This is a genomic window from Streptomyces sp. Ncost-T10-10d, from assembly GCF_900091955.1.
Lineage (GTDB): Bacteria > Actinomycetota > Actinomycetes > Streptomycetales > Streptomycetaceae > Streptomyces.
On the sequence record NZ_FMDF01000167.1, the window covers coordinates 1 to 18,223 of the forward strand.

The 18,223-nt window shown below is 71.0% G+C and carries 14 protein-coding genes and 4 pseudogenes; 8 read left to right on the forward strand and 10 right to left on the reverse strand.

The window, feature by feature from the left end; all coding sequences use genetic code 11:
- A pseudogene (locus GA0115254_RS29995) lies at positions 1-393 on the reverse strand (PucR family transcriptional regulator); the annotation flags it as partial.
- Positions 394-482: 89 nt separating this feature from the next.
- On the opposite strand from GA0115254_RS29995, the gene GA0115254_RS30000 reads away from it, so the two are divergent.
- The 5 genes from GA0115254_RS30000 to GA0115254_RS30020 all read left to right on the forward strand — a co-directional run bounded on the left by GA0115254_RS30000 (position 483) and on the right by GA0115254_RS30020 (position 7,155).
- Positions 483-1,568 carry a DUF917 domain-containing protein gene (locus tag GA0115254_RS30000; protein WP_176740354.1) on the forward strand — a complete coding sequence of 362 codons (1,086 nt, stop codon included), beginning with the start codon at positions 483-485 and terminating at the stop codon, positions 1,566-1,568.
- Positions 1,565-2,905, forward strand: a complete 1,341-nt coding sequence (locus GA0115254_RS30005) for a hydantoinase/oxoprolinase N-terminal domain-containing protein (RefSeq protein WP_093898416.1) — start codon at positions 1,565-1,567, stop codon at positions 2,903-2,905. Before GA0115254_RS30000 ends, GA0115254_RS30005 begins: the two co-directional genes overlap by 4 nt.
- A 94-nt stretch (positions 2,906-2,999) precedes the next feature.
- Entirely contained in the window at positions 3,000-4,445 is a 1,446-nt protein-coding gene (locus GA0115254_RS30010) for a purine-cytosine permease family protein (protein WP_093898417.1), read from the forward strand.
- A gap of 48 nt (positions 4,446-4,493) precedes the next feature.
- The gene (locus GA0115254_RS30015) at positions 4,494-6,089 is read left to right on the forward strand and encodes a hydantoinase/oxoprolinase N-terminal domain-containing protein (protein WP_093898418.1); all 1,596 of its coding nucleotides are present in this window, start codon (positions 4,494-4,496) and stop codon (positions 6,087-6,089) included.
- The gene (locus GA0115254_RS30020; protein ID WP_093898419.1) at positions 6,082-7,155 is read left to right on the forward strand and encodes a DUF917 domain-containing protein; all 1,074 of its coding nucleotides are present in this window, start codon (positions 6,082-6,084) and stop codon (positions 7,153-7,155) included. The genes GA0115254_RS30015 and GA0115254_RS30020 overlap by 8 nt, the downstream gene beginning before the upstream one ends.
- Before the next feature lie 68 nt (positions 7,156-7,223).
- On the opposite strand, the gene GA0115254_RS30025 is transcribed toward GA0115254_RS30020, so the two are convergent.
- The 7 genes and pseudogenes from GA0115254_RS30025 to GA0115254_RS30055 form a co-directional block, all read right to left on the reverse strand.
- Positions 7,224-7,667: an SPW repeat protein gene (locus GA0115254_RS30025; protein WP_093898420.1), complete on the reverse strand. Its 444-nt coding sequence runs from the start codon at positions 7,665-7,667 to the stop codon at positions 7,224-7,226.
- 187 nt (positions 7,668-7,854) lie between these two features.
- Positions 7,855-8,103, reverse strand: a pseudogene (locus tag GA0115254_RS30030) (ADP-ribosylglycohydrolase family protein); the annotation flags it as partial.
- A gap of 239 nt (positions 8,104-8,342) precedes the next feature.
- Positions 8,343-8,986 (reverse strand): annotated as a pseudogene (locus GA0115254_RS30035) (fasciclin domain-containing protein).
- A 125-nt stretch (positions 8,987-9,111) separates the two neighbouring features.
- A pseudogene (locus GA0115254_RS30040) lies at positions 9,112-10,646 on the reverse strand (molybdopterin-dependent oxidoreductase).
- 354 nt (positions 10,647-11,000) lie between these two features.
- Complete coding sequence (locus tag GA0115254_RS30045) at positions 11,001-12,365, reverse strand: cryptochrome/photolyase family protein (RefSeq protein WP_093898421.1); 1,365 nt, start codon at positions 12,363-12,365, stop codon at positions 11,001-11,003.
- A 111-nt stretch (positions 12,366-12,476) separates the two neighbouring features.
- Positions 12,477-13,274 (reverse strand): anti-sigma factor, encoded by a 798-nt coding sequence (locus GA0115254_RS30050; RefSeq protein ID WP_093898422.1) that lies wholly within the window; start codon positions 13,272-13,274, stop codon positions 12,477-12,479.
- Positions 13,271-13,855 carry a sigma-70 family RNA polymerase sigma factor gene (locus tag GA0115254_RS30055; RefSeq protein ID WP_093898440.1) on the reverse strand — a complete coding sequence of 195 codons (585 nt, stop codon included), beginning with the start codon at positions 13,853-13,855 and terminating at the stop codon, positions 13,271-13,273. The genes GA0115254_RS30050 and GA0115254_RS30055 overlap by 4 nt, the downstream gene beginning before the upstream one ends.
- A gap of 189 nt (positions 13,856-14,044) precedes the next feature.
- On the opposite strand from GA0115254_RS30055, the gene GA0115254_RS30060 reads away from it, so the two are divergent.
- From GA0115254_RS30060 to GA0115254_RS30070, 3 genes are all read left to right on the forward strand, one after another.
- The gene (locus GA0115254_RS30060) at positions 14,045-14,707 is read left to right on the forward strand and encodes a PadR family transcriptional regulator (protein ID WP_093898423.1); all 663 of its coding nucleotides are present in this window, start codon (positions 14,045-14,047) and stop codon (positions 14,705-14,707) included.
- 214 nt (positions 14,708-14,921) lie between these two features.
- The gene (locus GA0115254_RS30065; RefSeq protein WP_093898424.1) at positions 14,922-15,935 is read left to right on the forward strand and encodes an ATP-binding cassette domain-containing protein; all 1,014 of its coding nucleotides are present in this window, start codon (positions 14,922-14,924) and stop codon (positions 15,933-15,935) included.
- Complete coding sequence (locus GA0115254_RS30070) at positions 15,932-16,711, forward strand: ABC transporter permease (RefSeq protein WP_093898425.1); 780 nt, start codon at positions 15,932-15,934, stop codon at positions 16,709-16,711. The genes GA0115254_RS30065 and GA0115254_RS30070 overlap by 4 nt, the downstream gene beginning before the upstream one ends.
- A 9-nt stretch (positions 16,712-16,720) precedes the next feature.
- Here the strand turns inward: GA0115254_RS30070 and GA0115254_RS30075 are convergent, their stop codons facing one another.
- Positions 16,721-17,191, reverse strand: a complete 471-nt coding sequence (locus GA0115254_RS30075) for an ABA4-like family protein (RefSeq protein ID WP_093898426.1) — start codon at positions 17,189-17,191, stop codon at positions 16,721-16,723.
- A complete protein-coding gene (locus tag GA0115254_RS30080) occupies positions 17,188-18,117 on the reverse strand; it encodes a hypothetical protein (RefSeq protein WP_093898427.1) in 930 nt (309 codons plus the stop codon). The genes GA0115254_RS30075 and GA0115254_RS30080 overlap by 4 nt, the downstream gene beginning before the upstream one ends.
- Positions 18,118-18,223: the final 106 nt, after the last annotated feature.

Here is an 18,223-nt window from a genome sequence, read left to right on the forward strand (position 1 = left end):
CGCGTCGGCCGCGGACCCGGCCACCGCCCGCTCCACGGCCACCACGAGACCGGCGAGATCCCCGTCTGCGTACAGCACCGCGACACGGCCCCGCTCGGCGAGCGCCCGCGCCGTCGCCGTCACCTCGGCGGGCAGCCCGTGCGGCGCCTCCGTCACACCCGTCAGGACCAGCGCGGCGGCCCCCGCTGCCGCCGCGTCCCGCACCGCCACATCCAGCAGATGCCCCGGTACCGGCGCCAGCAGCACGGCGACCGTCCCGGCGGGCATGGCGGCGAGCCGGTCCGGGCGCGGTTCCAGGCGCACCCCCGTGACCGCCACCGCGTCGAGCGGGCCCACCAGCGGACGGACCCCGTCGAGTCCGGGGGAGGAGAGGAGCTCCACGATGTTCGGCATCCATCCAGTGTGCTGCAAGCACATCGGGCTGTTCAATCGTGAGCCGCCGGCCCGTACGGGGCATGCTCTGCCTCCCTACGCTGGGTTTCATGCACGTGGACGCCGGAGCACTCACCGACTTCGCGCGGGGCTGTGCCGTCCTGGGGTCAGGGGGCGGCGGACCCGCCGATGTGACCCTTCCCGTCGCCGGACAGGCGATCGAGGAGTGCGGTCCGGTGCCCGTGGTGGACCCGGCCGCGCTGCCTGCCGATGCGCTCGTCATGCCCGTCGGGCTCGTGGGGTCGCCCGCGGTCTCCGCCGAGCGGATCGGTGGCCGGGATGAACCCGCACGGCTGCGTGCCCGCTTCGAGACCCTGCACCGTGCGCCGGTGGCAGCGGTGATGAGCAGCGAGATCGGCGGCCTCAACGGCTGTGTCGCCGTCGCCTGGGCGGCCCGGCTCGGGCTGCCGCTGCTCGATGCCGACTCGATGGGTCGCGCCTTTCCGCGCATGGACCAGAACGTTCTGGAACTGGCCGGACTGCGCCCGGGACCGGCCGTCCTCGCCGACGAACACGGCCACACCGTCGTCATCGACGACGTCGACGGCGCACACCTCGAACAGTTCGCCCGCGCCGCCGTCGTCGCCTTCGGCGGGCGGGCCGCATCCACCGATTACCCGCTCACCGCCGGGCAGGCGGCCCGGTATGCCGTCGCCGGATCTGTCACGCGCGCACTCGCCCTCGGCCGTGGCGAAGGCCCGGCACCGCTGCTCACCGGCAAGGTCTCCTCGGTCCGCAGGTACGCCACCGAGGGCGCCGACGGCGACGACGCGACGGGCGTTCTGCTGGAGGGCGCGGGCCCCGACGTGGGACGGCTGGTGCTCGTCGAGGCCCGCAGCGAGTTCGTCGCGGCCCTGGAGGACGGCACACCGCTCGCCGTGGTGCCGGACGTGATCGCCCTGGTCGACGCGACGACGGGCTGGGCCGTCCCGGTCGAGGAGGTCCGCTACGGCCTCCGCGTCCACCTCGTCACGCTGCCCTCCGCCCCGGCCTGGTACACGCCGAGCGGCTTGCGACTGGCGGGCCCGTCCGCCTTCGGCCTCGCAGGCCTCGGTGGGCCCGGTGGGCACGGTGGGGTCGCCCAGGGCGGTTCTCCGATCGCCCGCAGTCGCCCGCCCCAGGGAGGCACCCCGTGATCCTCGGTGTGGATGTAGGGCCCACCAACACCGATGCCGTCCTGCTCGACGGTGATCGGGCGGTACGGGCCGTCAAGGTGCCCTCGGTCGCCGGTGACGCCGTCGGGTCGCTCGCCGCTGCCGTCGGTGCGCTGCCTGCCGAACTGCGCCGCCGGGCCACCCAGCTCGCCGTTGGGCTGCGGGTCGCCGCCCGTGCGGTGAAGGAGCGGGACGGGCTGGCCCGGGTCGGAGTGCTGCGCGTCGGGGGCGCCGCCGCCGACGCCGTGCGGCCGTTGTTCGGCTGGCCCGAGGCACTGCGCGACGCCGTGTGCGCGGGCACCGCGAATGTCAGGGGCGGCGGGGGCCTCGCCCCCCGTGACACCATCGCGCTCGACCGGGACGCCGTCGCCCGGTTCGGCGCCGCGCTCGCGGGCCGAGCCGAGGCGTTCGCGGTCACCGCCGTGTTCTCGCCCGTCGACGGCAGCCAGGAGCGGGAAGCCGCCGAGATCCTGCGCGCCGAGACGGGCCCCGAAACGACCGTCCTGCTCTCCAGCGACGTCGGCACCCTCGACCTGCTGGCCCGAGAGAACGCCACGGTCCTCGACGCGGCCCTGTCCGTGCTCGTGGCACGGGTGGCCGACGAGCTGACCGCCGCCCTCCCGGGGCTCGGTCTCGCCCCCGGTGCCGCCGTCCTCGTCACCCGCAGCGACGGCACCCTGATGAGCCTGGAGTATCTGCGCCGCCAGCCCGGACTCAGCCTGGGCAGCGGCCCGGCCTGCACCATCCGTGGTGCCGGACTCCTGGCCGGGCTCCGGGATGCCGTGGTCGCCGACATCGGCGAACGCCGTGCCCGGGTCGGAGCGCTGACCGGCGGCTACCCGCAGGAGGCCGGCCCCGGCGAACGCATCGGCGGCGTCCCGGTCACCCTGCGCTTCCCCGACCTGATCACCGTGAGCGCCGACGCACACCGCGAACTGGCCGAGGCCGCCGACCGGATGCGCCCCGCGGCCGGACTCCTCCCGCTGATCCTGGTCGGCGGCGGTGCGGGCGGTGTGCCCGGCCGCGTACTCGCCGGATTCGACGTCGTACGGCCCGAACACGGCGGCGTCGCCGGGGCGTTCGGCGCGGCGGCCAGCCCGGTCGGCGGGCACTGCGACCGCATCGTCCGCCGAGGACCCGGCCGCCGCCTCGATGCCGTACGCGACGAGGTACGGGACCTGGCCCGCGCCGGCGCCGTACGGGCAGGTGCCGATCCCCGGCGCGTACGCACCCATGCGGAGCCGGACGTACCGGTGCCGTATCTGCCCGGCGCGGTGCTCCTTCGCGCACGGGCCGTGGGACCGCCGCTCCCGCTCTGACCCCCGCTCCCCACCTCATTTCTCCCCTTCGGAGCAGCCCGGTGTCGTGCTGCTGCGCCCTCCTGCCCGCCCCGCCCACCCGAGGACCGTCCCCATGACCCAGCAGTTCGATGTGCAACCACAGCCATCCGCACACCAGCAGGAGCAGCCGCTGAAGCAGTCGCAGGCACAGACGGACGAGGACTACCCGCTGGAGCGGGTGCCGCGCGCGGCCCGCTACTCCTGGCTCAACGTCGCCGTGCAGCGCTTCGGCCAGCTCTCCGACCTGACGCAGTTCCTCCTGGGCGCCGCGCTCGGCGCCGGACTCTCCTTCTGGGGCGCGTTCTGGGCGTTCACGCTCGGCTCGGTGATCCTGGAGATCGTCTGCATCTTCGTCGGCATCGCCGGTATGCGGGAGGGCCTGTCCACCTCGATGCTGGTCCGCTGGACCGGCTTCGGACGCTACGGCTCCACCCTCATCGGACTCGTCATCGCGGTCAGCCTGTTCGGCTGGTTCGGTGTGCAGACGGCGGTGTTCGCGGCCGGACTGCATTCCATCGTGCCCGCGCTGCCCGTCTGGGCCTGGTGCCTGATCTGCGGGCTCGCCGTCACCGCGCTCGTGCTGCGCGGTTTCCGCGCCATGGGCTGGACCGCGTTCGTCACCGTCCCCGCCTTCCTCGGCCTCGCGGGCTGGGCGATGACGGTCGAGTTCTCCCGGCACAACATCGGCGATCTGATGGCCTCCGCGCCGTTCGGCGCCCACATGTCCATCGCCACCGGCGCGACCATAGTCGCCGGCTCGTACATCGTCGGCGCGGTCACCACCCCCGACATGACCCGCTTCAACCGCAACACCGGCGACGTCGTCAAGCAGACCGTCGTCGGCATCAGCCTCGGCGAGTACGTCCTGGGCCTCGGCGGTGTGCTGCTCGCCTACGCGGTGAAGTCCTCCGACCTGATCGCCATCATCACGTCCTCCTCCGGCGTCATCGGCGTCATCGTCCTGGTCTCCGCCACCGTGAAGATCAACAACTGGAATCTGTACTCGTCGTCGCTCGGCCTGATCGGCGCGGTCGAAGCGCTCTTCAAGGTCCGGCTGAACCGGGTCGGCACGACCGTCACGATCGGGGTGCTCGGCAGCCTTGCCGCCGCTGCCGGAATCCTGGACCGGTTCACCGACTTCCTCACGGTGCTCGGCGTTCTCACCCCGCCGGTCGCCGGAATCATGGTCGCCGAGTACTTCGTGGTGAAGAAGTGGCGGCCACAGCTCGATGCGTCCCGCTCCGTCGGACGGCTGCCCGAGACCGAACCCAGCTGGGTGCCGGCCACGATCGCCCTGTGGGCCGCCGCATCCCTGTTCGGCTGGCTCGGTGACCACTACCAGTGGTGGGGGATCCCGGCACTCAACTCCCTGCTGCTGGCCGGGCTCGGCTATGTCGTCCTCGGCAAGCTCGGCCTGGTGCGCGGCGCCCGCGACCTGCCGTTCGCACAGCCGCTGCGACCCGCCGCGGCGATCGAGGCGGAAGCGGGCACGGCCCGGCCGTCGAACGCCACCGTCTGACCCGTACGCCCACCCCGACATCCCCACCCCCTACGAAAGACAGACACCATGCGCATCGGAATCGACGTCGGAGGCACCAACACCGACGCCGCCCTTCTCGAGGACGACGACCGGATCGTCGCGACCGCGAAGACCCCCACCACCTCCGACATCACCTCCGGCGTCACCGCGGCGATCCGGGCACTCGATCCGCCGATGGAATCCGTCGACGCCGTCATGATCGGCACGACCCACTTCCTCAACGCGCTGATCGAGGGCGCCCGGCTCGCACCCGTCGCCGCCGTACGCCTCGGCCTGCCCGCGACGGCCGCCCTGCCGCCGATGACCGACTGGCCGGATCGCCAGCGGGCGGCCGTCGGCGGGCACGGCTATCTCTGCCACGGCGGGCGGGAGTTCGACGGACGGCCGCTGTCGCCGCTCGACCCGGAGGAGCTGAAGCGCACCGCCGCCGACATCGCCGCGCGCGGGCTGACCTCGGTGGCCGTCTCGTCCGTCTTCTCACCGGTCGCCGAGGAGGACGAGCGCCGGGCAGCCGAGATCCTCGGCGCGGAGCTGGGCCCGGGCGTCCACTTCTCGCTCTCCCACGAACTGGGCCGGATCGGACTGCTCGCCCGCGAGAACGCCACGATCATCAATGCGGCCCTGCGCGACCTGGCGACCGCGATCGTGGAGTCGTTCGCCAAGTCGCTCGCCGAGGTCTCGCTGACCGCGCCGTTCTTCCTGTCGCAGAACGACGGCACCCTGATGGATGTGGACTTCGCCCGCGCCTACCCGGTGGCGACCTTCGCCTCCGGGCCCACCAACTCGATGCGCGGCGCCGCGTTCCTGTCCGGTCTCGGCGACTGCGCGGTCGTCGACGTCGGCGGCACCACCGCAGACGTCGGCATACTGGCGGGCGGCTTCCCGCGCGAGGCGGCGGGCGAGAGCGAGGCCGCGGGCATCCGCACCAACTTCCGTATCCCCGACGTCCTCTCGCTCGGCATCGGAGGCGGATCCCTGGTGTCGGCCGACGGCCGGACGGGCCCCCGCTCGGTCGGCTTCCGGCTCACCGAGGAGGCACTGGTCTTCGGCGGCAGCACCCTGACCGCGACCGATCTCGCGGTCGCCGCGGGCCGCGCCGACATCGGCGACCGCTCCCGTGTCGCGCACCTGGGCCGCGAGTTCACCGCCCGTGCGCTCGACCGGATCGCCGAGCGGCTGGCCGAGACCGTCGACCGGATGCGCACGTCGGCCGGACCGCTGCCGGTCGTCGCGGTGGGCGGCGGCAGCGTGCTGGTGCCCTCGGCCCTGCCCGGCTTCGACGATGTGCGCCGCCCCGGCCACTTCGACGTCGCCAACGCCGTGGGCGCCGCCATCGCCCAGGTCGGCGGGGAGGTGGACCGGGTCTTCCAGGTCCCCGAGGGGCGCAGGGACTCCGTACTCGCCGAGGCCCGCGAGGAGGCCGTGGGCCGGGCCGAGAGCGCCGGCGCCAGGCCCGGCACGGTCCGCATCGTCGACGTGGAGGAGGTCCCGCTCGCCTATCTGCCGGGCGGCGCAACGCGTATCCGCGTCAAGGCGGTCGGCGACCTCGATCTGAACGGCATCGGCAGCACCCACGCCCCGACCGGGGCACGCGACACCCATGGAGCAGCGTCACATGCGTGAGATCAACCTCGACAATCTGGACGACATCGCGCGCGGCGCGGGCATCCTGGGCACCGGCGGGGGCGGCGACCCGTACATCGGCAAGCTGCTGGCCCGCGAGGCCATCCGCAAGCACGGTCCGGTCCGGCTCGTCGCCTTCGACGAGGTGCCGGCCGACGCGACCGTCGTACCCGTTTCCGGGATGGGCGCGCCGACGGTGCTGCTGGAACGCGTCCCGGCCGGTGGCGAGGAGGTGGCCGCCCTGCGCGCCCTGGAGAAGCACATCGGCCGGCCCGCCACCCACATCGCGCCGATCGAGGTCGGCGGCGTCAACTCCATGCTGCCCATCGCCTGCGCCGCCGAGGCGGGGCTGCCGCTGGTCGACGGCGACGCCATGGGCCGCGCCTTTCCCGAGGCGCAGATGGTGCTGCCCGGTCTGATCGGAGTGGCCAACACGCCGATGGCGCTCGCCGACGACAAGGGCAACAGCATCATCGTCGACGCCGTCTCCAACCACGCCGCCGAGCGCATCGCCCGGGCCGTCTGTGTGGAACTCGGCTGTCAGATCTCCACCGCCGACACCGTGATGCGGGGGGACCAACTCGCCGACGGTCTCGTCCCCGCCACGCTGACGCTTGCCGAACGGCTCGGCGCCGCCGTCCGCGAGGCGCGCGCGACGCACGCCGACCCGGTGCACGCGGCCCGCACCATGCTGTCCGGCACCCATCTGCTGACCGGCAAGGTCGTCGACGTCAGCCGCCGCACCCAGGGAGGCTTCGCCCGGGGCAGCGCCCGTATCGAGGGCATCGGCGACGATGCGGGCCGGATCCTGGAACTCGGCTTCCAGAACGAGCATCTGCTCGCCACCCGCGACGGCGAGACGGTCGCCACCACGCCCGACCTCATCTGCGTGCTGGACACCGACACCGGCGACCCGGTGACGACGGAGGGCCTGCGCTACGGCCTGCGCGTCAGCGTCCTCGCGGCCCCTTGCGACCCGCGGTGGACCACACCGGGCGGCCTGGCCCTCGCCGGGCCGCGGTACTTCGGGTACGACGTGGACTATCTGCCGTTCCGGCAGGTCTGATACGCAGCACCGGCCCGGCAGCTCTCGGCCGGTCCGCTTCACACGGACCGGCCGAGAGGTTTCCTGTCTCAGACCGAGCGCTTGCCGCTCTTCATCGACACCACTACGCAGACCAAGCCCAGCAGGACGGTCAGTCCGCCGATGATGACGTTGTTGAGGATGATGCCCAAGCCGGGGCCGCTGCCGACGACCCACGTCGAGGCGATCAACCAGGCGCCCATGGCGCATATGGCCCAGCTCAGGCCGTACATCCGCTCCGGCATGACGGTGAACCCGAGGCCCAGCACGGCGATCGCGATACCCATGATCAGGTTGTTCGTCATGAGTGCGGGCTGACTCGCCGTGAAGTGGAGCACCCAGGGCGAGATGGCGCAGTAGAGACCGATGAGGAACACCGGTGCGTCCACCAGGGCCACATCACGCCCGCCGAGCATTCGCGTGTAGCGATCGCGCATTTCGGAAATATCGGGGTGGCTGGCCATGTCACGGCCGGTGTGCGAGACGTTCGACATGGGTTCGCCTCCTTCGCTGTCGCAGACCTGAACGGCGCCTTGTGTGCAGAATGGCCTGTTATGTATATTCTGCTCTTATCTCACCCTTATGTGCAGATTCAAGGCGTGTGGATATCCGTGGGAATCGCACCACATGGGTCACCGTCCAGCCGCCGGGCCAGGGCCAGCAGATCGGGCGTCCGCAGCACGGGAGGTCGAGGCCGTCCCGTTCCAGCAGGGACTCCGCGACCAGGACGGCCATCTGGGTGTCGTCCGTGGCCTCGCCCGGATCCCAGCCGCCACCCCCGCACATCGTGCCGACGCCGTCCGGGAAGCGGGCCCCGTACACACCGGCGGGGCCGAACTCGAACGGTGCCCCCAGTGCGTCACCGACTGCCGATCCGACGACGGCACCCGCCACCCGGTCCTGCCGGTCCACGACGCTCGGACGGTTCATCCGGTCAGCGTACGGAGGGCGCGCTCCTCCCGCACCCGAGATGAACCGCACCGAGCAGCACCGTCGCGCCCGGGGGAGGAGCGTGAACCGCTGGCAGTACCAGTGGCCGCCCGCCGGGTCGTACACCGCTGCCCGCGGCCAGGCCGGATCGTCCGCCATGCCCGCCCCGTACAGGAAGGCCAGGGTGTTGACCGGAAGTGCCGGTCGCCCGGCGCGAACAGGGGCCTGTCCGTCCCGCCTCATCGCGGGGGCATCAGGACCGTGTCGACGATGTGGACCGTCGCGTTGGCGGTCGGGACATTGCCGCAGACGACGTTCGACGACTCGTTCACGGTGTACGTCATCCCTGAACCGGACGTGGTCAGTTCGCTCTTCTCCAGCGTGGCGAAGGAGCCCTTCTCCAGCTGCTTCGGTGTCAGTTTCCGACCGACCACGTGGTACGTCAGTACCTTCGTGAGTGCCGCCTTGTCGGCGAGCAGCTTGTTCAGGTCCGCCTGCGGGATCTTGGCGAAGGCGTCGTCGGTGGGCGCGAACACCGTGATGTTCTGAGCGTTGTTCAGAGTGTCCACCAGGCCGGCCTTCTTGACCGCGGCGACCAGGGTGGAGAGTGCCGGGTTGTTCGAGGCGGCCGTCGCGACCGGGGCCTTCGCCATGCCGGTGAAGGAGCCCGCGCCGTCCTTCGGTACGGAGGAAAGGCCGGGCCGAACGGCTCGTTCGTGTGCACCGAGCCGTCGGCCTCGGCGGGCGACGACGCCTCGGCCGAACCGGCGCCGGAACCGGACGAGTTGTCCTTCGAGTCGGTGGAGCAGGCGGCCAGGGCGAGTGGCAGGGCAACCGCTGCGGACAGGGCGACTGCGGGACGGCGGACGTGAAGGGCCTTCATGGGGTTCTCCCGGATCGTTTGAGTGATGATGTGATTACTTTTGGTGATGGCTCGGGGTGTGGTGAGCCGTGCTCCGTGGAGCGGGTGGTGCGGTCGGGGTGTGCCCCGGCTCGGTGTGCCCCGGCTCAGGGCACGTCGATCACCACCGAGTGCCAGCCGGTCGCACCGTTGGGCACGGTGCCTACGCGATCGCCGGTCTGGGTGGCGCCGGTTCCGTCGGTGGCGCGAACCTCAAGGGTGTGCCTGCCGGATGTGGCGGGCCACTGCCACACCCACTGGCGCCAGGTGTCCTGGGTGTCCGCGGCAGCCAGCCGTGCCGTGTGCCACTCCCCACCGTCCACCCGGACCTCAACCCTGGAGATGCCGCGGTGCTGGGCCCAGGCCACCCCGGCCACCGGCACGATGCCGGCCTTCGGGGAGGCGAACGGACGGGGGTGTCGATCCGCGACTCGGTCTTGACCGGTGCCTCCTGGGCCCAGCTCCGTCGGACCCAGTAGGCGTCGTAGGCATCGAACGTGGTGAGTTCGATGTCCTTGATCCACTTGCACGCGGACACGTATCCGTACAGGCCGGGAACGACCATCCGGACCGGGAAGCCGTGCTCGAAGGGAAGTGGCTCGCCGTTCATGCCGAAAGCGAGCATCGCGTCGCGCCCGTCCATGACCGCCTCGACCGGTGTGCCGATCGTCATGCCGTCGACGGAACGCGCCACGATCTGGTCGGCGGGCCCGCCCTTCGACGGCGGGCGCACCCCGGCATCGCGCAACAGATCGGCCAGTCGTACGCCGAGCCACCTGGCGTTGCCGATGTAAGGGCCGCCGACCTCGTTGGAGACGCAGGTCAACGTGATGTCGCGCTCGATGACCTGCCTTCGCAGCAGGTCGTGGAAGCCGACGGTGACGGGCCGCGCCACACCCTTGCCATGGATCTCCAGCTGCCATGTGCCGGCGTCGACGCGTGGCACGACCAGAGCCGTGTCCACCCGGTAGAAGTCCTCGTTCGGGGTGATGAACGAGCTCAGCCCCCGGACCCTCAGATCGGCGCCCGCCGGGACCGCCGGTGCGGCGGAATGCGGTACCGGGAGGACCAGGTCATGACGTGAAGCGGAGGCTCCGGCCTGGACAAAGGACGTGAGCCGCCGCCCCAGGAGTCCCGCGCCGACGGAGGCCACCGTCGCGGCGGTCGCCGCGACCACGAAGCCACGGCGGTCGAAGATGCCGTTCGTCTCTGTGTCCCTCTCACCAGCCGCGGGAGAGGGACGCAGAGCCGGTGTGAGCCGTCCGACCAGGAGATACAGCACTCCTACGGCCACCGCGGCACCCACCACCGAAGGCAGCGCGTCGGCAGGCGCGCCCTCCGGACGCCCTGCCGCCGCCACTGCCCCTACCAGACCGAAGACCAGGACGGCGGCTGAACCGAGCCGCCGGTGCCGCAGTGCCAGCACCCCGACCGTCATGGCGAAGAGCGCCAAAAGGATCAGGATTCCGAGCTGGAGCACCAGCTTGTCGGCGGTACCGAAGTTCCGTACGGCGAAGTCCCTCACGGCCGGGGGAGTGCGGTCGATCACCGCACCGCCCACTGCCGTGACCGGGCCCGCCTCGGGACGTACGACAGCCGCGACCAGCTCGGCGACCGCCAGGGCGCAGAACCCGGCGATCAGACCGCTGAGCGCGGCGAGGGCGGCGCGCGCCCAGCCCGGTCGCCGGGACCAAGTGGCCCCGGTTCGCTGCGAATCGTCTCGGTCTTCACTCACAACGGGGATTCGTCGCCCTGCGTCGGACGGATTGGTCTGTCACCCGATCGGGTGTGAGTCTTTCCGGCCGATCCCGGGCGGCACCTATGACGCATCACAGCCGAGAGGCATCCGGAGGCGGAGGGGGTCAGGCCGGTGCCTGCCACTCGGGGGAGGGGTGTGACGGGGCAGCGGCGACGCACGACCGCGCCGGTCGCGGCAGCGGCGACGCCGGTGGCACCGCTGCTGATGGGCTTCCTGCCGATCGGCGGGATCGCGCCATCAGCCCAGGCCGCGTGCCCGTTCGAACCGGGCCCGTGCCTCCGCCAGGTCGACGAGCGGATCCGGGTAGTCGATCGCGGTCCGGCGCGGCCCGGTCAGTTTCCACGGCTCATGGATCTCGCCGTCCGCCAGTTCCGCAAGCTCCGGCACCCAGCGGCGCACGTAGGCGCCGCGCGGATCGAACCGCTTGCCCTGGATCACCGGGTTCAGGACCCGGTTGGGACGGGTGTCGGTGCCGGTACCCGCCATCCACTGCCAGTTGAGCTGATTGTTCGCCAGGTCGCCGTCGACCAGCAGGTCCAGGAAGTGCCGGGCACCCACCCTCCAGTCCGCGTAGAGCGTCTTGGTGAGGAAGCAGGCCACGAGCATCCGGCCGCGGTTGTGCATCCAGCCCTCGTACGCCAGCTGTCGCATCGCAGCGTCGACCAGCGGATAGCCTGTGCGCCCCGCGCGCCAGGCCTCGACCTCGTCCTCGTCGGACCGCCAGCGGTCGTGCCGCGTGCGGTAGTCCTCCCAGGCGGCGTCCGGCCGTGCGGCGAGCACCTGGTGATGGAAGTCCCGCCACGCCAGCTGGCGTACAAACGCGTCGGCGCCCGGTCCGCCCCGCTGCCTCGCCCGATTGATCACTTCGGCCGCCGAGAGACAGCCGAAGTGGAGGTGGGGGGAGAGCCTGGAGGTCACGTCACCGGCGAGATCGTCGTGACCGCTCTCGTAGTCGGCCAGGGGGCCGTGCAGCCAGGACGACAGCAGCCGGCGTCCGGCCGACTCGCCGCCCCTGGCGAGCCCGGGGGAGACCCCGGTCACCTGTGCCCGTTCCGGCAACGGCCCGGACTCCACGCCGTCCGGCAGCCGCACCGCGCGTGGCGCGGTCAGTGTTCCCCGTACTCCCGCCGCCTGCCAACGGCGCAAGTACGGCGTGAACACCGCGAAGTGATCACGGCCCGCCGGGACGATCCGGCCCGGGGCGATCGCGGTGACAACCGCGTCGTGGACGTGCAGGGTGCAGCCGACGGCTGCCAGAGCCGTATGCAGCCGCCCCTCGCGACGCATCGCGTACCCGCTCACCCCGCCGGCGATGTGCAGGCTCCGCGCACCGGTCTCCACGACCACGGCACGGGCAGCGGCCACCACGTCGGCGTCCCGGACGACGAGCCGTCCGCCGCGGCGGCGCAGCCCCGCGTCGAGGTCGGAGAGGCAGTCGGCGAGGAACGCCCGCCGGTTCGGCGCGTCGAAGCCGGCCCGGTGGATGCCCTTGTCGCGCACGAACAGCGGTACGACGGCATCCGCGTCCCGCACCGCGGCCAGCAGCACCGGGTTGTCGTGCACCCGCAGGTCGGAGGTGAACAGTGCCACGGAGACAGTCATGGGGGTGTGCCCTTCCCGGAGTCGGTCATGCCGTCCCCGCGCAACGGGTTGTCACGGCTCTGCTCGGTGAACGCGGTCCGCCGGACGAGTCCGCCCGGCGGACCGGCCCGGTCATGCTGCCGGAAAATTCATCAGCGTCAGCGGCGCGGACGTCGGCTGCGCGGAGCCGCCGGCCGGTTCCATCGTGATTCCTATGCCCGATGCACCGTCGACCGGGCCGTCCAGCAGGACGGCGTCGCTCGCGGCCCGGGTGTTCATCAGCCCGGCGGAACGCATGGTGCCGTGGTCGTCGAACCACAGCTGATACACCTTGCCACTGGGCGGCTGCCGCATTCCCGAGGTCATGAACACGGCCCGGTTCTCACTCTGCGAGACCACGACCGTTCCCTTCGTACCGTCCTTCATCGTGCCGGAGGAGGCCTTGGCGTCCGGAGCGGCGAGGACCTGCGCCATCCGCTCGTTCCACTGCTGCGACGCCCGCGCCTCCTGCCGGGCGTCCTGGGCCGCCCGGTACTGCCAGACGGCGATCCCGCCGAATCCGACGGCGGCGGCGAGACAGGCGGCGAGCGCGTACCTCGGCCACCAGCCACCCAGCCCCGTACTGCCGGCGCCCCGCCCCGTTGTGCTGTCGCCCCGGGCCGCCGTGCCGCCCGAGCGGTCCCGACCGGCGCCCGACGGAGACTCCTGCCGTACGGTCGTGATCTCCCGCAGCACCCTGTCCCGCAGCCCTCGCGGTGAGGTCTCGGCCACCGCGAGGCCCAGTCGGGTGGCGGTCTCGGACAGCTCGCGCACCTCGACAGCGCAGGCCGCACAGTCGCCGAGATGCCGTTCGAAGTCCACCCGCTCGGTGTCCGACAGTGCGTGCAGGGCGTATGCCCCGGTCAGCGTGTGCAGTTCGGCGTTGCTCATACGCTCACCCCGAGACAGTCGCGCAGCCGGATCAGCCCGTCGCGCAGTCGTGTCTTGATCGTCCCGAGCGGTACGGAGAGCAGCTCCGACACTTCGCGGTAGGTCAGCCCCCGGTAGTAGGCGAGGGTCACGGACTGCCGTTGCAGCTCGGAGAGCGTCCGCATGCAGCGGCGGACCTGTTCGCGCTCCAGCCGGCTCTCCACCTGCTCGGTGACCTCGTCGAAGGCGGGCGTACGGTCCAGCAGTGCCGCCCTGTGCTCACGGGCCGCCGATGCCTCGGCCGAACGCACCCGGTCCACGGCCCGGCGGTGAGCAAGCGTCAGCACCCAGTTCATCGCGCTGCCTCGGGAGGCCCGGAACCGAGGGGCCGTCCGCCACACCTCGACCAGGACTTCCTGCGCGACCTCCTCCGACTGGGCGGGATCGCGCAGCACGCTCCGTACCAGCCCGAGGACGGGCCCGCTGACCGCGTCGTACACCTGGGTGAAGGCATCCTGGTCGCCCCGGGCGACCAGCCCCATCAGCGACTGGAGATCGGGCCCCGCCGAGGGCGCTCCGCTGATGTACACGGCTTCTTTCACGCGGGCTTCCTCCCTGATCGCACATCGGTTCTCCGAGTGATCCGGAGCCGACGGCAGCACGGATTGGTCAGTGCGCGAGATCCTTCCACGCATTCCGAAATTCGCGATACATCGTGATTGACGCGTCCGGGTGAACGCGATATGTTCGTTCGCGAGTATTCGAAGGCGAAGTGAGAGGCGGTGGGGTGAGTGGCCAAGCGGCGAAAGCTCGGCAATCCACTGGCGCTGACGGTCATGGTGCTGCTCGCCGAGCGTTCCATGCATCCGTACGAGATCGCCCAGACGCTTCGCCGTCGCGGCAAGGAACACAGCGTCAAGATCAATTTCGGCTCGCTGTACACCGTCGTCCAGAACCTGGAGAAGCACGGTTACGTCGAGGTCGCGGGCGTCCAGCGGCAGGGCAACCGCCCCGAGCGCACGCTCTACGGCATCACCGGGGCCGGGCGTGCGGAAATGCTCGACTGGCTCTCCGATCTGCTCGCTGTTCCGGCCGTCGAATACCCGGTCTTCGAGACGGCCCTCTCGCTTCTGCCGGTGCTGCCGCCGGAGGATGTGGCGGAGCTGATGGAGACCCGGGGGGCGGCGCTGGCGGTCCAGGCCGCGGCTCTCCGGGGGGTCCTCGGTCAGCTGGGGGAGAAGCTGCCCCGCGTCTTCGTCGTCGAGACCGAGTATCAGCTCCACATGATCGACGCACAGCTGGAGTGGATCAAGAGCTTCCACAAGGAACTCACCGACGCCTCGATCAGCGGCATCGAGGAGTGGAAGTCCTTCCATGAAACCGGTGAAGTCCCTCAGGACTGGCAGGACTTGGACCAGCAGGAGATGGTTCTCGACCCTGAGCGGAAGGCGTAGTAGAAGCGACACCGCAGAAAAAGACCCCGGTGGGAGCTGTTGGAGCAGCAACCGCCGGGGTCTCGAACCCCGGACCGGCCATGCCGTGAAGGCGAGCCGGGCGATCGAGGTGCGGCACACCCAGGATAGCCCGGCGCTCTTCACGCGGATCGGCTCGGCATACCCGAGTGCTCGGTGGACCCGGGCACCCCGCTGACCACAGGAGAGCTCTGTCATGAGCACCCGTGCGCCCGCAGTGGCGGCGCGAAATCTGATCAAGACCTATCCCGGCGATGTCACCGCACTGGGCGGCATGGACCTCGACGTCGATGCCGGCACGGTCTTCGGACTCCTCGGCCCCAACGGCGCCGGCAAGTCCACCACCGTCAAGATCCTCACCACCCTGGCCCGCCCCGACTCCGGCACCGCGACCGTCGCCGGACACGACGTCCTGCGCCACCCCGACCGGGTCCGCCGCGCGATCGGCGTCGTCGCCCAGAAGTCCGGCGCCGACCCGGTCTCCACCGGTCGCGAGAACCTCCTGCTCCAGGGGAGGCTGTATGGGATGCGGGGCGCCGCCGTCCAACGCCGCGCCGATGAACTGCTGGACCGCTTCGACCTCGCCGACGCCGCGAAGCGCCAGGTCAAGGGCTACTCCGGCGGTATGCAGCGACGCCTCGACGTGGCGCTCGGCCTGGTCCACCGCCCCGAGGTGCTCTTCCTCGACGAACCCACCACCGGACTCGACCCCGAGGCCCGCACAGCCATGTGGGACGAGATCTCCCGGCTGGCCGGCGACGAGGGGCTGACCATCGTCCTCACGACGCACTATCTGGAGGAGGCCGACCGGCTCGCCGAGCGCATCGCGATCGTCGACCGCGGCCGGGTCGTCGTCGAGGGCAGCCCCGACGAACTCAAGGGCGAACTACGGGGCGATGCCGTCCGCATGGAGCTGCGCGCCGAAGGCGATGCAAGGGCGATCGACGCCGCGCTGACCGGACTGCCCGGGGTGTACGAGGCGCTGGTCGACGGCCGCCGGGTGAGCGTCCGTGCCGAGGACGGCGCCGCGGCGGTTCCCGTGCTGCTCGCCGCCCTGGAGCGGGCCGGTGCGGCGGTCGCCGCCGCCACCGTGGCCCGCCCCTCCCTCGACGACGTCTATCTGCGCTATGCCGGACGCCGTTTCTCCGAGGCCGAAGCGACGGACGCCCGCCAGGCCCCTGCCCTCGCCCCCGCAGGAGGCACCCGATGAACGGCCAAGTTCTCGCCCAGACCTGGTACATGACCCAGCGTCAGCTCATGGCGATCATCCGGCAGCCGGTCTTCCTGGTGATCTCCCTGATCCAGCCGGTGATCTGGCTGTTCCTGTTCGGCAACCTCTTCAAGAAGGTCGTCGAGCTGGGCGGCTTCGGCACCACGTCCTATCTGGACTACCTGATCCCGGGCATCGTGGTGATGAGCGCCCTCGGATCGAGCATGTGGGCCGGCATGGGCACCCTGGAGGAGATCGAACGCGGCACGCTCAACCGCTTCCTGACGACGCCGGTCAGCCGCAACGCGCTGATGAACGCCAACGTCGTGCAGAACGGCATCAGTACCGCCGTGCAGTCCGTCATCATCGTGCTGCTCGGCCGGGCCGCCGGCGCCACCTACCCCGGCGGCGCCGGCGGGCTGCTGATCCTGGTCGTCGCCTCGATCCTGCTCGGTACGGTCTTCGGCGCGCTCTCCAACGCGCTCGGCATGCTGGTCCGTCAGCGCGAGTCGATCATCGGCATCAATACCTTCCTGCTGCTGCCGCTCACCTTCCTTTCCTCCTCCTTCATGGCCCCGAGCCGGATGCCGTCCTGGATGCGGCACATCGCGCACTTCAACCCGGTCGACTGGGCGATGGTGGCAGGACGTTCGGCGCTGACCGCCGACCCCGACCGGAGTCTGGTGCTCAGTCGCGGGGGAGCCCTTCTGGTCCTCGCGGTGGCGGCGGTCTGGCTGTCGACCCGTACGTTCCGCTCGTACCAGAAGTCCGTCTGACGGGCGCCCTCACCGCAGCGACGTGTGACCGGCCCGGTCCGGGATTCCGTTCCCGGACCGGGCCTTCGGCCGCAGCGCCGCCCGTAGCACGAGAAAGACCAGCAGTCCGAAGGGCGACAGCAGAATCGTGAGCACCAGCAGTGGTCCCATCACCAGCGGAGAGATCCCCAGCCGGCGTCCTTCCAGGAACATCCACTGACCCAGCAGCAGATCCCAGGCGATGACCTGCGCCCAGACCGCCCCCGCCCCGTTCGCCAGGGCCGTCAGGTCGCGGAAGGTGTCGATGTCGGGGCTGCGCACCGCGTCCCAGAGCTCGGGGAAGACCGGCACGGCCATGATCAGATAGAGCGCGAGCACCGGCAGGGCGGTGAGCGGGGATGCGGCGACACGCGCCGTGGGACGCCAGTTCGGCGCGAGGATCATGAGCAGCCAGAACGGGGCTGCGAGGAAGAACGAGATCTCGAAGAGTGCACCGGTCATGCCACGAGCTCCTTGTCGGCGGAATCGGAGACGGAATCCGAATCGGCCTGCTGTGGTCCGGGAGTTGACCTCAGCGCCGCATAGCCGCAGACAGCGGTCGCCGCCGTGATCAGGGCCGCGGCGACGAGCGTCGCGCCGTCCGGGTGGATCAGCGGCTGACCGCGCAGCGCCTGCCAGGTGACCAGCGCGACGACCGCCGCGTACGCACCGGAGGCGACCAGCACCAACCGCAGCCGGACCCCCGGTTCGCGCAGCCGGGGAAAGCGCGGGGCCAGGGCGACCAGCGCGAGCAGGAAGAGCGGCAGCAGTTGGAGCGCGTGCATGCCGACGAAGTGCGGTATGCGCAGATCCCCGCCGGTTGTCGACCAGCCGGTGAGGGGCATCGACGGGCCGCCGTCCGGTACGCCGACGGAATGCGCGCCGATCACATCGGCCGTGTCGAGATTCCCGGCCGCTCGCTGCTCGGGCGTGGGCTGCGTCATCAGGAAGCCGAATCCCGCTCCCACCAGGGCGAGCAGCACGCCCGAGCGGATCGCCCAGGCGGCGGCGCGGTCGGCCATACGGGCGCGCAACAGCAGGACGGCTATGACCAGTGTGCCGGTCCAGAGCACGACGACGGTGACGGCCATCGTGTTGAACAGCGTCTCGTCGAAAGGGGTGGCGTGGTTGAAGTGGCTGCGCTTCCCCCGGATCACCTGGCCGGTGATGATCGCCATCTCACCCAGGCTGGACAGGGCGACCACGGTTCCGGCCCACCAGCCGACACGCCGGCCGCGGGTGACCAGGGTCAGCATCCAGGCCAGTGCGAGTGCGTACACGACGAACGAGACCGCGAACTTGAACGGCTTGAACCATATGGCCGAGCCCGCCAGGACCCGGTCGTCGGCCAGCAGTCCCACGGCCGAGACGACCGCCATGACGGCCATCGTGGCCGCGAAGAGGACTAACGGCCGGTGCCATGAACGCCATGAAGACATGAGGACCCCCCTGTAGTTATGGATAGTGGCACTTCCCGCTATCCGATAGTGGAAC

Excerpts from the sequence above, each read along its gene's own strand:
- GA0115254_RS30000 (WP_176740354.1), top strand. The coding sequence starts at position 483 with ATGCACGTGGACGCCGGAGCACTCACCGACTTCGCGCGGGGCTGTGCC.
- GA0115254_RS30010 (WP_093898417.1), top strand. The coding sequence starts at position 3,000 with ATGACCCAGCAGTTCGATGTGCAACCACAGCCATCCGCACACCAGCAG.
- GA0115254_RS30015 (WP_093898418.1), top strand. The coding sequence starts at position 4,494 with ATGCGCATCGGAATCGACGTCGGAGGCACCAACACCGACGCCGCCCTT.
- GA0115254_RS30020 (WP_093898419.1), top strand. The coding sequence starts at position 6,082 with ATGCGTGAGATCAACCTCGACAATCTGGACGACATCGCGCGCGGCGCG.
- GA0115254_RS30025 (WP_093898420.1), bottom strand. The coding sequence starts at position 7,667 with ATGTCGAACGTCTCGCACACCGGCCGTGACATGGCCAGCCACCCCGAT.
- GA0115254_RS30045 (WP_093898421.1), bottom strand. The coding sequence starts at position 12,365 with ATGACTGTCTCCGTGGCACTGTTCACCTCCGACCTGCGGGTGCACGAC.
- GA0115254_RS30050 (WP_093898422.1), bottom strand. The coding sequence starts at position 13,274 with ATGAGCAACGCCGAACTGCACACGCTGACCGGGGCATACGCCCTGCAC.
- GA0115254_RS30065 (WP_093898424.1), top strand. The coding sequence starts at position 14,922 with ATGAGCACCCGTGCGCCCGCAGTGGCGGCGCGAAATCTGATCAAGACC.
- GA0115254_RS30070 (WP_093898425.1), top strand. The coding sequence starts at position 15,932 with ATGAACGGCCAAGTTCTCGCCCAGACCTGGTACATGACCCAGCGTCAG.
- GA0115254_RS30075 (WP_093898426.1), bottom strand. The coding sequence starts at position 17,191 with ATGACCGGTGCACTCTTCGAGATCTCGTTCTTCCTCGCAGCCCCGTTC.
- GA0115254_RS30080 (WP_093898427.1), bottom strand. The coding sequence starts at position 18,117 with ATGGCCGTCATGGCGGTCGTCTCGGCCGTGGGACTGCTGGCCGACGAC.